Here is a 15,305-nt window from a genome sequence, read left to right on the forward strand (position 1 = left end):
TCCATTTTTACACCATGATTTTGCAAATGTCGTTCGTAAACTCCACCGGGTCCTGCACCGGCAGCCCTTCGATCAGCAGCGCCTGGTTGTACAGCAGATGCGTGTACAGGTCCAGCTTCGTTTTGTCGCTTTCGAAGGCGTTCTGCAGCGAGCGGAACACATCGTGGTTGACGTTGATTTCGAGCACCTTGTCGGCTTTGACGTCGCCGCCGTTCGGCATCGCACGGAGAATTTTCTCCATCTCGATCGACAGCTCGCCTTCCGACGTCAAGCAAACCGGATGAGACTTCAAGCGCTTGGACGCCTTGACCGTCTTCACCTTGCCCTCAAGCAGCTTGGTCATGTGCTCGAACAGCTCTTTGTTGTCCGCCGCTTCGCTCTCCGCCTTCTTCTCCTCTTCCGAAGCCTCGATGCCGAGATCGCCGCTCGATACGTTGCGGAACTCCTTGTCCTTGTACTTCATGAGCATCTTGATCGCGAACTCGTCGACCTCGTCGGTGAAATACAGGATCTCGTAGCCTTTGTCCGCCACCAGCTCGGTCTGCGGCAGCTTCTCGATGCGGGCATGATTCTCGCCGGTTGCATAATAAATATACTTCTGCTCTTCCGGCATGCGAGAGACGTATTCGTCGAGCGTCACCAGCTTCTTCTCCTTCGACGAATGGAACAGCAGCAGGTCCTGCAAATCCTCCTTGTTGGCGCCGAAGTCGTTGTAAACGCCGAACTTGAGCTGACGGCCGAACGAGCCGTAGAACTTCTCGTAATTCTCGCGCTCGTCCTTCAGCATGCTTTGCAGCGCGCCCTTGATCTTGCTCTTGATGTTCTTGGCGATCAGCTTCAGCTGGCGGTCGTGCTGCAGCAGCTCGCGGGAGATGTTCAGCGACAAGTCCTCGGAGTCGACCATACCTTTGACGAAGCTAAAATAGTCCGGAAGCAGATCGGCGCACTTGTTCATGATGAGCACACCGCTCGAGTACAGCTCCAGCCCCTTCTCGTACTCTTTCGTGTAGTAGTCGTAAGGGGTATTTTCCGGAATGAACAAAATCGCATTATACACGACGGCGCCGTCTGCACTAATATGAAGGTGCTTGAGCGGCTTGTCAAAGCCGTAGCGCTTCTCTTGATAGAAGTTCGTATAGTCTTCGTCCTTGAGCTCGTTTTTGTTTTTGCGCCAGATCGGCACCATGCTGTTAACGGTCTGCTCCTCGACGTAATCCTCGAACTCGTTGTCGCTGCCTTCCTTCAAGCGCTTGCCGGCTATGTCCATCTTGATCGGATAGCGGATGAAGTCGGAATATTTCTTAATAATCGCCTTCAAGCGGTATTGGTCGAGATACTCGTCGTACTGATCGTCCTCGGTATTCGGTTTGATGTGCAGGATGATGTCCGTGCCGACGGACGCCTTCTCCGCAGGCTCGATCGTATAGCCTTCCGCGCCTTCGGACTCCCACTTGTACGCCCGGTCGCTGTCCAGCGCCTTCGTAATCACCGTCACCTTGTCGGCGACCATGAACGCGGAATAGAAGCCGACGCCGAACTGGCCGATAATGTTGTGGCCGTCCTTCGCCTCATGCTCGTTCTTGAACGCAAGCGAGCCGCTCTTCGCGATGACCCCGAGGTGGTTCTCCAGGTCTTCCTTGCTCATGCCGATACCGGTATCCGAAATCGTCAGCGTCCGGTTCGCCTTGTCAGCCGTCACTTTAATGTAGTAATCGTCCTTGTTGAAGACGAGCTTCTCATCGGTCAGCGCCTTGTAATAGATCTTGTCGATCGCATCGCTGGCGTTGGAGATGAGCTCCCGCAGGAAAATTTCCTTCTGCGTGTAGATGGAGTTGATCATCATTTCAAGCAGGCGCTTCGATTCGGCTTTGAATTCAATCTTGGACATGAGTGAATCTCCCTTCCCATCGTGTTAGCACTTTATTGTACCGAGTGCTAATTCTTCTTTCTATATACCATACGGATAATTTCAAAGTCAATACGGTTCATCCTACATGAATTTTTAATGTTTGCCCAGCGCAACTTCTGTAAAGTTTTAACGTTTATGTGAGAAACATACGAAGGCGGTGCTGTTCATTGTTCCGTAAGAAAATGTTTGCCACCGTGGTTGCCGCAATATTGCTGTCAGCACTAGTAATTCCGGCGGCATCTCCGGCTCCGGCGGCAGCAGATTCAGCCATCTCGATTGTCGAAGATCTCCCGTTGTATGAGGAAGCTAGCCGTTCGTCCGCAGTGGCCGGCACGATTTCCCCCCAGCAAGTCCAAGTGTTAGCTGAGCAAACAGTATCCAAGACGACCTGGTATCAGATCTCGACATGGCTCGGGCCGAAATGGATCGCACCTTTACTCACGCTTGGCCCCAATACGGTCATGACCGATTCGTTCACGGTGGAGCTGAGAGGTGAAGAACGGCTATACAAAGTTCCGGATGAAAAGCAGCCGACGAAAGATACGATTGGAGCTCAAAGCGTCAAAGTCGATGCGTATGCGGAGCTGCTCGATAACTACGGGGGGAAGAAGAAGGCGTACCGGATCGACACCTGGCTCGGCAAGCGGTGGATCATTCCGCAGGGGCCGCATATCCCGTTCCTCTATGACGATGCAAGAGAGCTGAAGCTGGAAGGTCCGACGCTCTTGTTCGACAGCCCTGCCCACATCAATCCGTTTAACCGAAGCCATTACAGTCTGCTGAAAATCGACGCCATGCTAGCCCCCCAGACCGTTCGGACGTTGAAGCGATATACACAGTCGAACAATGGAGCACAGTGGTATGAAATCGATACGTACTTGGGACCGAAGTGGATCGATCTCAGCCTGCCCTCGCTTCCTCAGATACAAGTGGAGAAAAAAGCCTATAGCTTAAAGCGCATAACAGCCGCTTATAACTATCCATCCGACTATGCAACGTATTTATTCGCACTGGCTCCACAAGAGGTAGAGAGCTACGAAACGGCCGGAGAATGGATACATATCCATACGACGTTCGGCGGGGATGCTTGGGTGCGGATCAAGGAGCCAGAGCAGGGACCCGATTCGAAGTATAGAATGAACATAACCGGGCAGATCGATCAGGTCGGCAATCAGGGGATCATTCTATACGAGGTGAGCGGGTCGCGTAACGCATCCCGCTTCAATATGGAGGGCTATGTGGCGCTTAACCAAAGCGTAAGCTCGAAAATCGATGTCACGCTGAAGCTGCGGTTTATTCATGAAGACGGCCGGGAAGGAGAGGTCCATACCGTGACGGTGAACAACATGGGTGCCGGAGAGCTGAGGTATTTCTACATCAATACAGGAGCCATCAATACGGAGAAAACGAGGTTCCACGTCTACACGTACACAACCAGTCCTGCTAGCTTGACGACACAATCGATCTATGACCGTTTCCACCAGAACTGAAAAGACAAAGAGAGGCAGGCTCCCGGCAGGAAGCTTTGCCTCTCTTTGTTTTGTTTATATCTTGCCTCTAAATTAATGGAACTGAACCAAGTTCTTCACCGCTACCGGCTGACCCGTGCGCAGCGAGATGTTGCCGGCGATGCCGGTCAAGATCGACATCGCGCCGTCGACGTGCGTAGCCGCGCGGCGGAAACGGTCTTCCACCGGCTCGGCGAAGATATCGCGCAGCAGCACCGGATCGCCGCCGCCGTGGCCGCCGGCCGCTTCCTGAATTTCCACCTTATAAGGCGCGTCAAACATCGGGAATACGGTGATGCTCTTGCCGATGACAGCACCCTCATCCGCCTTGTCGCCGCCGCCGTTGACGTAGGACTGCTCGACAACCTTCATCTCGATGCGTCCCTTCGTGCCGTTAATCGCCACCTGGAACCCTTCCCAAGGCAAGTATGCATTCAGGGAATACGTCAAAATCGCGTTGTTGCGGTAGCGGACCAGCACGCCTAGCGTATCTTCGATGTTGATGCCGTCGCCGAACACGCTTTGGTCGCGCTGATAGCCGTCTTCATGCTCCGCGTCCAAATACATGGCCTTCAGATGCTTGTTCTCCGCCAAATGCAGAGCGAACGGATCGCCTTTCGCCGCTTCGCTGCCGTGAGCGCGCTGGTAGAAGCTGGTCACGCCGCGGTTCTCGGCATTTTCCTTGCCGTAGAACTGCAGGCCGCCCATCGCATACACTGTATCCGGCGTCGTGCCGAGCCAGAAATTGACAAGATCGAAGTGATGCGTCGACTTGTGCACGAGCAGACCGCCGCTGTTGCGCTTGTCGCGGTGCCATCTGCGGAAATAGTCGGCGCCGTGCTTCGTGTTCAGCAGCCACTCGAAATGTACCGACGTCACTTGACCGACGACGCCGTCTTGGATCAGCTCCCGCAGCTTTGTGTTATGAGGAGCATAGCGGTAGTTGAACGTAACGCGCACGTTCCGTCCTGTTCGCTCTACTGCATCAAGAATTTCCTGGCACTTGTTCTCGTCGACGGTCATCGGCTTCTCCGTAATGACGTCGCAGCCGAGCTCCATTGCGCGGATAATGTACGTATGATGAGTGCGGTCTACCGTCGTCACGATAACGGCGTCCGGCTTCTCGTTCTTGATCATTTCGTCGAACTGCTCCGCCTTGTAGGTGCGGACAGCCGGGTGATTGTATTTTTCTTGAAGCAGCTTGTTTGCATACTGCATGCGCGTCTCGTTAACGTCGCAGAAAGCGAGCAGCTCGCTGCTGTCTCTAAAATCGCGGACCATCGAGCCCCAGAAAAATTCCGCGCGGCTGCCGGTACCGACCAATACATATTTCTTCTTGCTCATCGAATTTCGCATCCCCTCTGTGGAGTTGTCATTACCTGATTTCAGATTAGCGCAAATTTAAGATGGTTTCTAATTCTTTATTGCTCAATTCTTATAAACTGTTCTAAAATTGCACTATACAGATTCGGAATCGAGGTGTAGACCGTGATGCGGAAAAGCTTTATCATCGAGAAGCTGAAGCGATCGGAGCAATACGATATGAAGGATAACGAGATCCACGAGGAATACGAAATGTATTATTTGGTCGAGGGCAAACGCCACTACTTTATTAACGGAACGAGCTATACGGTTCACCCGGGCGACCTCGTCTTCATCCCGTCCTATGCTCTCCACAAGACGTCCGATCCCGGTGTGCATCATCACGAGAGGGTGCTGATTCAGTTTCATCCCTCGTTCCTCATGGGCGGTTCGGCGGCGGACGAGCATGCGTTAAGCGTATTCCGCCAGCCGTATCCGCTCCTGCATCTGGATCCGTCCCAGCAGTCCGTACTGGAGCCGCTCCTGGAGCTGATGATCAAGGAGGTTCAGCGCCGCGAGCCGGACTCCCGGCTGATGCTGCAGGCGCTGCTTGTGCAGCTGCTTCTAACCGCCCGCCGCTGGGGAGCGGAGCAATCGGCCAAGCAGCTGAAAGAGACGCCGCTGGCGAAGCAAAAGGTGACGGATATCGTCCACTATTTGAAGGAGCATTATGCGGAGCCGTTGTCGCTGGAGCAGGTGGCGAACCATTTTTACATGAGCCCCTACTATCTGTGCCGGATGTTCAAAAAAAGTACGGGGTTCCATTTTACCGATTACGTTCACATGATCCGCATTCACGAATCCCAGCGAAGGCTGTTGACTAGCAAAGACAGCGTGCTCGATATTGCGCTGCAGGTCGGGTTCAAGAGCTTGTCCCATTTTCAGCAGGTGTTCAAGAAGTACACGAAGCTCACGCCGCGCCAATACCGGAAATCGACTCAAGCTTAAGGGACGAAAAAACACGGAAGGCATGCTTTGGACATGCGCTTCCGTGTTTTCGTTAAGCCGGCTACCAGTTGATGGTGTAGGAAGTTCCGGTCGAACCGGTCGTGAACGTATTATTGCCGCCCGGTTCCCATGCTTTTAATGTACCGCCGGAGTTCTTGACGATCGCTTTGAACTCATAGTAACGGTTTGCGCCGATATAGGCGGTTCCTCTCCAGTCGCTGTTCGCGCTGTCATAGCTCAGCTTGAGCGGATAGGCGCCCGTTGTCCAATTGCCCATCTCCCAGCGCGAGCCCGTCACATACACCGAATCTCCTGTTAAGGTCGGAGCATTCTTGACGATGAAAGTGACCGGGATCGGCGTCATGGCAATGCTGTCGCGGAAAGCATCCATGAGTCCCGTCTTCGAACCATCGGCACCCACCAGACTGGACATCCGCAGCAGCGTAAAGCCGACGAAGTTGTAGTTGAACAGCATCTCCGTGATGTTCTGGTATTGGCCGGCATCGCCGATCGCAAGAGCGTTCTCGCCGTTGATGCGGATCGATTTTTGCTGGGCGAGACCGGCCACTTGCGCAACCAGCGATTTGGGAGCCGAATAAAACGGACTTGTAGTCGCATTGCTATCCGTCATTTCCAGGCAGGTGAACGTCAGATCAAGATTGGCGGCCTTGAAGGCGTCCAATAGCGTGCTGTAATTGTAGTAACCGGCGCCGTATTCGGCGGCGTGAGGCATCGATGGCGAGTTCATCAGCCAGTGGACGCCGGAAATTTTCGCTCCGACCGGAACGTTGAAGACGGAATCGAACCGGCTGTGGGCTTTGGCGCCGATCGCTTTGACATGCTTCTCCAGCACCCCTTGATACCAGGTCAGAAAGTCTTTGCCATAATTAGACTTGTAGCCGTTCATGAAGAAATTGTCGCCGTCCGTCGGCGGGCTGATCTGGGAGAACGCCGTCAGCGAGGTGCCCCAGGCTGCATTCACGGCGCCGATCGTACCGTATTTCGTCTGCATTGCGGTGCGGAAATCCTGCTTGGCGGTTTCGGTATAGGCTTGAAGCTTGCCCCGCCCCGGATAGGACCAGCCGTCGGCGGCATTATAGGACGGATAGCGCAGCTCCCCTGCCGGCCCGCCGGACAAGTAAATTTTCGCAATAATATCTTTGTAGCTGGTGAAATTCGAGGCGAAAGAAGCGTACAGCTCGTCGTACTGCTTCGCCGTTTCGCTCCACCACGGGGAAAGCGTTTCGTAATTGTAGTAACCGGTTTCGCTGCGCATCGTCGTTTGATCCTGCGTTCCCTTGGTCCACAGCCAGTTAGGCAGCTTGATATCGCAGTCGTCGCCGACATTGCCGCCGCATTGATGCGTCGAGAGGATCGGCACCCATTTCAGGCCCGCGGCTCGCACCGTATCGGCATACGTTTTGTAGTAGGACCAGTTGAACACATTGTCGCCGCCGCTTTCGACGTCGCCCCACCATACGTCGGTCGTAACGGCGTAGACGTTGTTATTTTTCAGCGTGATCAATTGGTTCTTGAAAGCGTTCCAATCCGTAATCTTTGTCAGCGGGGCCATCACATAAGTCTTGTAATCGCTGCGGATCGTCGACGCTTCCGTGCCCGGAGCCATGATGAGAGCGCTTGCGCTCAAGGCCAGCGTTAGCAGTGCAGCCGCACTTCGTTTCAACATGGTACGGGTGGTGCTTAATTTGCTAATAAACATGCATCATTACCTCCTTCATATTGGTCGTTTGTTTGCCAAGTCACGTGTTTATCGCAGACTCCGTTACCTCCTTTGCCGGAAATGGAATTGGTGCTACAAGGTTAGTATAGAGAATCGCTGTAAGCGCAGTAAATGGAAAATATTGAAGACAATAGTGCAATTTGTTGACCTCGCACAATTGGCCTGTGCCGTATCATCTATCTTATACCTGTTATGGAGCTTGTGTGATCCCCCATGTTATTGAATGAGTACCATGTCGTCGTTGCTCCTGTTAGAGGGTTTCCCGTTAATTCCTTTGCCTTACTTGCAGGGAGGTGAGCATAACTGCTCCTGGAAGTAAGTACGTCACCGAGTTGTGAATATTTGATAAATGGCAAAGCATCAAATTCATCTGTTCTAAGACTAATTGCCAGTTCACCCGTTAGTAAAATTTCTTTATGATTCTATAAACGCAAAAACAAAAAAATGATAGCCCTATTAATAAAATAATTCCACCTAATGTTATGTTGGATAGAATATATCCTTCCGTAATAATTCGGAAATCCTCCGAGTTCATATTACCTCCCATAAAGAGATACTCATTCGCCGATTCTACGCCATTATCAACACTATTTACAAGTTTTAGAAATCCAATTATTGTAAGGACTCCGGTAAACAAAAGAAACCCGTTCTTAGCTAAATACTTCAAATTCCCCACCTATCTGATCGCCTCTTTTCATGATTTACATCCTTCTTCCACATAGCTGAAACCAGGTATAGAATGAGAACTACTGCAAAGGAATTGGGCATACTTGTATTTTTACGTGATGCAAACAACCCAATATAGGAAATTATCACTTACGGAAGACTTCCTTTAAATCTACAGGGTGTTGAACAGCTAATCATATTCATTATAGACGAACTTCAATTGCGTATGTTGCGGAATCTATCCTTTACTTCAATGACAAACAGCAGCCGAACGTCTGTCCGGCTGCCGTCGTTTTTAGCTGGTGAGGGTAGCTATGGTGTCGCGAACCCATCCGTTAGTCTAACTTAAGCGACCTCGGTGCACCAAGGAATGTCTATCCCTTATGGAAACACGCAGGGTAGATTTAACCTCTTTTTGGTTGTTGCACCCGCCCTCAGTTCAATTTGCCGTTGAACCCAGATTTAAACAACGAGACGCAGCTTTACTAAATACATAAGCTGCGCCTGATTACGTATTTCCATTTTTTCAAAGTACGTTATGCGTTATTTTCTGGGCAGCTCTCCTCATAGCAGCCAGGTTTTTGTTATTTCACCCGCCTCAGATTTGGGCAGCATATCTAGCGGCTTATTCGATTTCGATAGAGCCCGGTTTAGATCTGGGTATCGGTTTACCGAGGGGTGGCTCATCATCAAGAATCATGATGGATGCTGTACCATACGAGCCTACCACTGCATTGAACGATGGATTCAACAATTGAACGGTAAACTTCTCATTGGTTTCCCTTCGAATGTCGTTGATGATATCAAGAGATATTGATTTACTTGTCTCGCCATCTTCAAAGACTACTTCCCCAGAGGAACCAATGTAGTCATAGCCCATGACCGCTGTACCGTTCTCAGTTGTATATTGTACAGTCGTTCTTCCCTTACTGTCACCAATTCTATTTACATAAATATTTATAGCTCCATCTCCCTCTTCAATCGAATAGTATTTATCACCAAATTGTAATACGGACGGCTGATCATTATCGTTAATGGTTACTTTAAGTTTGTTTAATGTGCCTAAAGTCGCGCCCCCGCTCGGTGTTCCCAGCGCGATAGTAAAGTCTTCATTACCTTCGTATACGGAATCGTCGATAACAGGTATTTCTATCTGTTTTACCGTTTCACCATCCTCGAAAATCAGCTCCCCATTGGTTCCTGTAAAATCCGCTCCGGCTACGGCACTGCCATTGTTAATTTGATAAGGAACCGTTACAGTACCACTTGTACCGAGACGACGAAAAACATTTGCGTATATGGTGTTACCTTCTTCAATGGGTGCATACGATTGTTGAATTTCGAATTCGCCGGGTGGTTCCGGAATAAATTGATCATTATCGTAAATAATTACATCTATCGCTTTGTTCTCTCCTAGAACGGCACCGTTGGTTGGCTGGCTGAGCTCTACTTGAAAATACTCATCGTCTTCAAGAAGAGTGTCATCGTAGACCGTAACGTTAATGGACTTAGATGTCTCGCCATTGGCAAATGTTATCGTACCATAGCTAGTCTCAAAATCATCGGCGTTCAGCGCAGTCCCGTTCTTTGTCGCGTAAGCAACGCTCACTTCACCGTCGCTTCCATCGATACGATTTACGGTCAAGGCCCTATATCCTTCACCCTCTCCGACCCCAGCCACGTAATGACTAAAAGCAATCGTTCCCGGCTTCGGCAGTTTCGGAGTATCATCATCGTAAATGGTAACGCCGGCAGTTGTGTTATAGCCTAATTCACCCCCACCGCTTGGAAATCCCAGCATAATACCAAATCCTTCATCTTCTTCAATCTCTTGATCGTCATAGACGGGGACTTGAAGGACTGCGAAAGTATCGCCTTCATAGAAGATTATTTCACCGCTTGCCGAATTGTAATCAACGCCGGCTGCGGCGGTACCTCCTGATAAGTAATAAGGAACGGATACGGTACCGCTCGATCCATACATGCGAGACAAAGTAATGCTTACGAACCCGTCACTCTCTGCAGCCGAGTATTCCAGCTGGTCTAATTGCACTTGTCCGGCCGATTCTGCTTGTACTTCGGATTGACCGCCAATAAACAATAGAACTGCTAGAGTTGAGGCTAGAACCATTTTGATTCGATGTCTTGGTTTAGTGAATAATAAGCTTTTCATTGATAATTCCTCCTGTAAACATAAATAGTTCAAGCTAAAAATGTTAACGAGCCTTCCCCTTTCTCATTGAAGTATCTTTCACACTGAGATTATACTCTTTTCCTTTGATACATTCTGTATCACAGCTAACAAAACAAATGTGTATTTTCCCACTTTTTTTACAAATAAAAAGCCGTGATTTCCACAGTTTACTTAGTAAAGGTTCAAAAAGACAGCAAGTTGACTCGCAGTTGCACATTCCATCATGACATTAGTGTACCATTTACATACTCGACAGCACGCAGTTTTCCAACTTTACACTCCATTGTAACAAATAGTACATTGCCAACGTTATTAAGAAGGGTATGAATAAACACTTGAGAAGGAGATAACGAATTGAAAAAACATTTTATAGCAGGGGCGATGTTCGGCGCCTTATTGATGGCTACATCTTCTGTATTTGCATCGAGCGTAATTGAGGCAACAATCTTTCCAAGTAAAGTTACTTTTTTTCTAGCTGACGGTCTCTCTAAAGAAGTACAGCTACAGGAAGGTGAAGAGGTGCTCAACTACAACAACCAGGCATATGTGCCTCTTCGTTTATTCGCTGAGAGCAGCGGTGCTCTTGTAAAATACACACAAGCCTCTCCTGAAACGGATAACAAAAATAAAATCGATGTTCACTTTGCTTCTGAAGGGGATCCATTGACTAAAGCTTCAAATGCAGCCGGCACTAAGCCGCTTGAGGACTCTAGGGAGCTGCAGCAACAAGATATGCTTGTCTCGCTTCTGCTTCCGCATATGAAAGAGAAGCTGGATGAGGTATATGCAGATTTCATTTCGATACCACCCGTTGTTCATCCCGATTCTGTTTATGTGAAGAACATTGAAAGGGCAGCCGCTTTCCGCGGTTTTGATTTTCTAATCACAATAAATGCTCAACCAATTGTCGGTCCTCATATACCTGTCGGCGAAGATCTACTTACCTATCGGATCTCGCCGGCTGGAGTCGAGCTTCAACATTATGAACATCTTAGAGGACCCGATAAGGACGACTTCCTCCCCAATTACCAAAATCTTTTGAAGTAACGGGAGACGATAGCTCCATAAAGCACAGAGATAGTCGGTCAATATGATCCTATCTTTGTTGTACAATGACAAAGGGGTGATCTGACATGATTGGCTGGCTTAATTTGGTCAGTCTTGTGCTTGGACTAATTGCTTGCATACTTCCTTTTGCCAATCTTATGCAGCCTACAAAACCTGCTCACAATTGGGCTGCTCTTTCGATGACAAGCATAAGCGCTTGCGCGATTTCGCTATTTATCCAGATTTTTACCAGCTATATTCGGGTAAAGACTGAGGATTGGTCTGCCCTAATGGACATTATGGGTGCTACGGTATCCGTCTCAGCCGTTCTTCTCGTTTTTACTATTGTTCTTAATCTAACTACCCTATTTGTATATCGCAATAGAATGGGAAAATAAGATTTTGTTCGAAGAGGTGTGCTTAAGCGATTGGGCAGGGATGAGAGCTCAATAAACAACACAACGAAGCTGCCGCAGATCGATCGGCGGCTTCATTGCGTTCTAACGGAGCACAATGAATGATTTGCCAAACAATCGGGTAGCTTGACCGTAACTTCTTCCCCCTATAGCGAGTATGAACTATTAGAAACCATGCTTCGCGGAAAAGAGTGAGAGCTTTAATGTACGGATATATTCTAATAATTATATTGAATATGTTTTCAGTCTATCTGTTTTTATTTTGGAGCAGATTGCATTATTGGCTGATGGAGGGTTATGTACCGTGGATATGGATTATTTTATCATTCATGCTCGTGGTATTCATCCCTTTGATTGGTAATATTGCATTTGTAATCAAGTTTAAGAATCGTTGGTGGAAAATGCTTCTTTTTGCTTTTGTAAGTATCGCAATACTTCTTGGTGATCCTTTAATCATGCCAAAATATACAGCGTGGGTTAATGATTACACGATGCATTTGTCCTTTTCAATTCTTGAACTTTTCAAATAGGACACCGATAAACATCTCCCTGGTCCCGCTGCGTTAGACGGGCTGTAACGCAACAATGTGTAATAATTTCGTTATGTATTTAGGGAATATGTTCTAGTGATTACGCGGCAGCCTCAAAGGCTGCCCTTTTGTTTACCGGTAACCCGTTGGAGCCATCGTAAAGCCATCCAGGATTCGAAAGAGATTTTCCCTTATCCTAGCGGGTTGTGGACGTTCACATTGGGATCGAAGAGACATGATCCGCTAGTTGGGGATTTATGTAAATAGATTTAGTGGTTCTTTCAATCTAACGATTCATGTTCATAGAACAGCTATATGTCCTTTTCGACAGGAAACTGCAAAACACGTACAGAAGTTTATCAAAAATCAATAATCGTGCCCTACCGCAAACGCCAACCAAACAGAGGAGTGTTCCATTTGAAATGGTTTAGACCGAAATCCATGCGCGCGAAACTTTTCGCCTGCTTCTTCATCATTTTGCTCGTGCCTTCACTTATTCTGAGCACCATCTTCTACACTACCGTAAGACAAGACGTAGCAAGCAAACAACTATCGGAAACAGCAAAAAGTATTGACATGCTGACCACCTCGGTACAAGAATTTTACGAGCCTTCGCTTCAAGCGGCGGAATTCTTGTCCGCGAATTTCAGCCCCAAGCCGAATCTGGATCGCACAACACCGGATTCGGAAGAAGCGATCCGATTGCTCGCGAATTATCACGCCTCCAACCCGGACGTTTCCCCATATATCGGTTTTCAAAACCGTTGGTTTATTGACATCAGCACGAGCGGCAGCGATCCCGAATACGACCCGACCTCCAGGCCATGGTATCAACTGGCTGTGGCCAACAAAGGCAAGGCCGTCATGACGGGAGCTTACCAGAACAGCGATCCGGATGCGGACGGAAACTTCCCGATGGCCGTTACAATCGCCAAGCAGCTGGATCATGGAAACGGCGTCGTCGGCATAGACCTGAGCTTGGACCGGATTAAAGAAATTAGCAAGCAGATTCAAGTCGGAGAAACAGGATATGCATTCATCGTCGATAGAGACTTTCAGGTACTTTATCACCCTAATTTAAAAACCGGAGCGAAACTCGATGATGCGGAATTACTTCAATTGTTTCAAAAGCCGGAGGGCAGCTTTCAGTTTCAATGGGATAAAAAGCCTGAGCAAATCACGTACCGAACCGACCCCGCCACCGGCTGGCGAATTGGCGTAGTCTGGGAGAGCGATGAGCTGAACGGGCAGTTCAGACTCCTCATGCTCAAGATCGTTATCGTTTTGTTAACCATTTGCGTCATTGGCGCATTCCTGATTTATTTCTTCATTCGAAGCATTATCCATCCGCTCACCAAGCTTCTTGCCGTTGTGCGCAGCGTGGCGCAGGGCGACCTGTCGCAGCGGGTGGCGCTTAATACGAACGATCGGGACGAGATATCCAGCTTGGCCGAGGGCGTTAACGACATGATCGGCAGTCTGAAGTCGATGGTCGATCGGCTGAAGAGCTCTTCCGACATGCTCCTTGCCGCTTCGGCGGAATTAGTGAACCATGCCGATCAAGTCTCTCTCGGCGCCTCGCACGTAACCGATCAGATTCAAAAGTCGCTGCACGACTCGGAGGTTCAGCGCTCTAACGTATCCAATACGTCGAGAGCTGTCGGGGAGATGGCTACAGGAATCCAGCAGATCGCCCAGCTGACCGCCGAGGTCAACGAACAGGCCGACCGGGCGTCAAAGCTTGCAGGCGAAGGCAATGCTTCCGCCGACAAGTCGATCGAACAGATGAAGATCGTATACGCTTCTTCGCAAGAAGTGTATACTACCATTTCGGACTTGCAAACGCACTCGAAGGCTATATCGGAGATGATTACTCTCATATCCGATGTGGCAAATCAAACAAACCTCCTTGCGCTGAATGCGTCAATTGAGTCGGCAAGAGCGGGAGAGCACGGAAAAGGCTTCGCGGTAGTAGCTAACGAAGTGAAAAACCTGGCAGAAAGAACGAAGGAAGCGGCCGCTAAAATACAGTCCATGATTCAGCTGATCCATACGAGCTCGGCCAATGCGGCAAAAGCCGTAGAGAACGGCAATCAGGTAACCTCATACGGAGTACGCTATGTGGAAGAAGCCGGAGCTACTTTTAAGAAGATAACCGATTCCATATTCAGCATTGTCCATCAAATTCAAGAAACAAGCGCACTAACCCAGCAAATGTCTGCAAGCAGTGAAGAAATCGCCGCATCGGTAGTGGAAGTTGAGTCAATCACGGAGGGATCGCTGGAGCGTTTCCATTCCGTGACCGCATCGGCCAGCCAGCAGCAAAGCGCAATCGGCGGCATTTCCATTTCAGTGGACAAGCTTCACGCAATGGCTCAGGAGCTGAAAGAACAATGCAATAAATTTCAATATTAAAATCCCGCCGTGAACAGGAAGGTACCTCGACAGCTATGAATACGGCCCAGGGCACCAAGCTGCAATATGAAAATCATTCTACCTGCAGAATTGGCAGAGGCGTAAGCCCCCTGCTTTTTTTGCATGAGCAAACTCATTACTCGAAAAGTAGGGTTTGGAGCCGGAATTGATCACAAGCGTTCGGTGAAAACCTTCATTCACGACTTCTCGGACTTTGCGGTCGCGGCCGAGACCGACAGACAGGCGATCGAGGCGATCGGATCAGCGCTCGAGGGCTCCGACAAACCATTCGTGGTCACCTCGGGGACGCTCATGCTCGCGCCCGCACGCATCGGGACGGAAGATGACGAGCCGATCCCGGTTACGCCGCGTCGCTCCGAGGAGGCGACGATCGCGCTAGCTAAGCGCGGGGGGGCGATCATCTGTCGTCCGATGGGAAACAGATATGCCCCTCTGTTTCCTCAATAATACATTCGAAGACCTATTGCATCGAGAATGAGCTGAATTTATCCTGAATTTCGAAAGTACTGCGCATTAAAAACATAAAAAGGGCTCCAAATCTTTGGTAG

The 15,305-nt window shown here is 49.3% G+C and carries 10 protein-coding genes and 1 pseudogene; 7 read left to right on the forward strand and 4 right to left on the reverse strand.

Annotated elements, in window-relative coordinates:
* Positions 1-7: 7 nt before the first annotated feature.
* The gene (gene htpG / locus ACFFK0_RS27875) at positions 8-1,888 is read right to left on the reverse strand and encodes a molecular chaperone HtpG (protein WP_377474176.1); all 1,881 of its coding nucleotides are present in this window, start codon (positions 1,886-1,888) and stop codon (positions 8-10) included.
* Between the two features lie 188 nt (positions 1,889-2,076).
* Between htpG and ACFFK0_RS27880 the strand changes: the two genes are divergently transcribed.
* A complete protein-coding gene (locus tag ACFFK0_RS27880) occupies positions 2,077-3,399 on the forward strand; it encodes a hypothetical protein (RefSeq protein ID WP_377474178.1) in 1,323 nt (440 codons plus the stop codon).
* A 72-nt stretch (positions 3,400-3,471) separates the two neighbouring features.
* On the opposite strand, the gene ACFFK0_RS27885 is transcribed toward ACFFK0_RS27880, so the two are convergent.
* Positions 3,472-4,761, reverse strand: a complete 1,290-nt coding sequence (locus ACFFK0_RS27885; RefSeq protein ID WP_377474180.1) for a Gfo/Idh/MocA family protein — start codon at positions 4,759-4,761, stop codon at positions 3,472-3,474.
* A gap of 147 nt (positions 4,762-4,908) precedes the next feature.
* Here ACFFK0_RS27885 and ACFFK0_RS27890 point away from each other — a divergent pair, with 147 nt between their 5' ends.
* On the forward strand, positions 4,909-5,727 hold the full coding sequence (locus tag ACFFK0_RS27890; RefSeq protein WP_377474182.1) for a helix-turn-helix transcriptional regulator: 819 nt from the start codon (positions 4,909-4,911) through the stop codon (positions 5,725-5,727).
* Positions 5,728-5,788: 61 nt separating this feature from the next.
* On the opposite strand, the gene ACFFK0_RS27895 is transcribed toward ACFFK0_RS27890, so the two are convergent.
* Together ACFFK0_RS27895 and ACFFK0_RS27900 are read right to left on the reverse strand one after the other, a co-directional pair.
* Positions 5,789-7,447, reverse strand: a complete 1,659-nt coding sequence (locus ACFFK0_RS27895; protein WP_377474184.1) for a family 14 glycosylhydrolase — start codon at positions 7,445-7,447, stop codon at positions 5,789-5,791.
* Between the two features lie 1,312 nt (positions 7,448-8,759).
* Complete coding sequence (locus tag ACFFK0_RS27900; protein ID WP_377474186.1) at positions 8,760-10,307, reverse strand: Calx-beta domain-containing protein; 1,548 nt, start codon at positions 10,305-10,307, stop codon at positions 8,760-8,762.
* Between the two features lie 375 nt (positions 10,308-10,682).
* On the opposite strand from ACFFK0_RS27900, the gene ACFFK0_RS27905 reads away from it, so the two are divergent.
* From ACFFK0_RS27905 to ACFFK0_RS27925, 5 genes and pseudogenes are all read left to right on the forward strand, one after another.
* Complete coding sequence (locus tag ACFFK0_RS27905) at positions 10,683-11,375, forward strand: DUF3888 domain-containing protein (RefSeq protein WP_377474188.1); 693 nt, start codon at positions 10,683-10,685, stop codon at positions 11,373-11,375.
* Positions 11,376-11,461: 86 nt separating this feature from the next.
* Positions 11,462-11,773 (forward strand): hypothetical protein, encoded by a 312-nt coding sequence (locus tag ACFFK0_RS27910; RefSeq protein ID WP_377474190.1) that lies wholly within the window; start codon positions 11,462-11,464, stop codon positions 11,771-11,773.
* 704 nt (positions 11,774-12,477) lie between these two features.
* Positions 12,478-12,567: pseudogene (locus tag ACFFK0_RS27915) on the forward strand (spermidine synthase); the annotation flags it as partial.
* A gap of 171 nt (positions 12,568-12,738) precedes the next feature.
* Complete coding sequence (locus ACFFK0_RS27920) at positions 12,739-14,736, forward strand: methyl-accepting chemotaxis protein (RefSeq protein ID WP_377474192.1); 1,998 nt, start codon at positions 12,739-12,741, stop codon at positions 14,734-14,736.
* Between the two features lie 123 nt (positions 14,737-14,859).
* A complete protein-coding gene (locus ACFFK0_RS27925) occupies positions 14,860-15,204 on the forward strand; it encodes a Rossmann-fold NAD(P)-binding domain-containing protein (protein WP_377474194.1) in 345 nt (114 codons plus the stop codon).
* The last annotated feature ends 101 nt before the right edge of the window (positions 15,205-15,305 follow it).

Origin of the sequence: Paenibacillus chartarius (assembly GCF_042432825.1) — a bacterium.
Classification (GTDB): Bacteria; Bacillota; Bacilli; order Paenibacillales; family NBRC-103111; genus Gordoniibacillus; species Gordoniibacillus chartarius.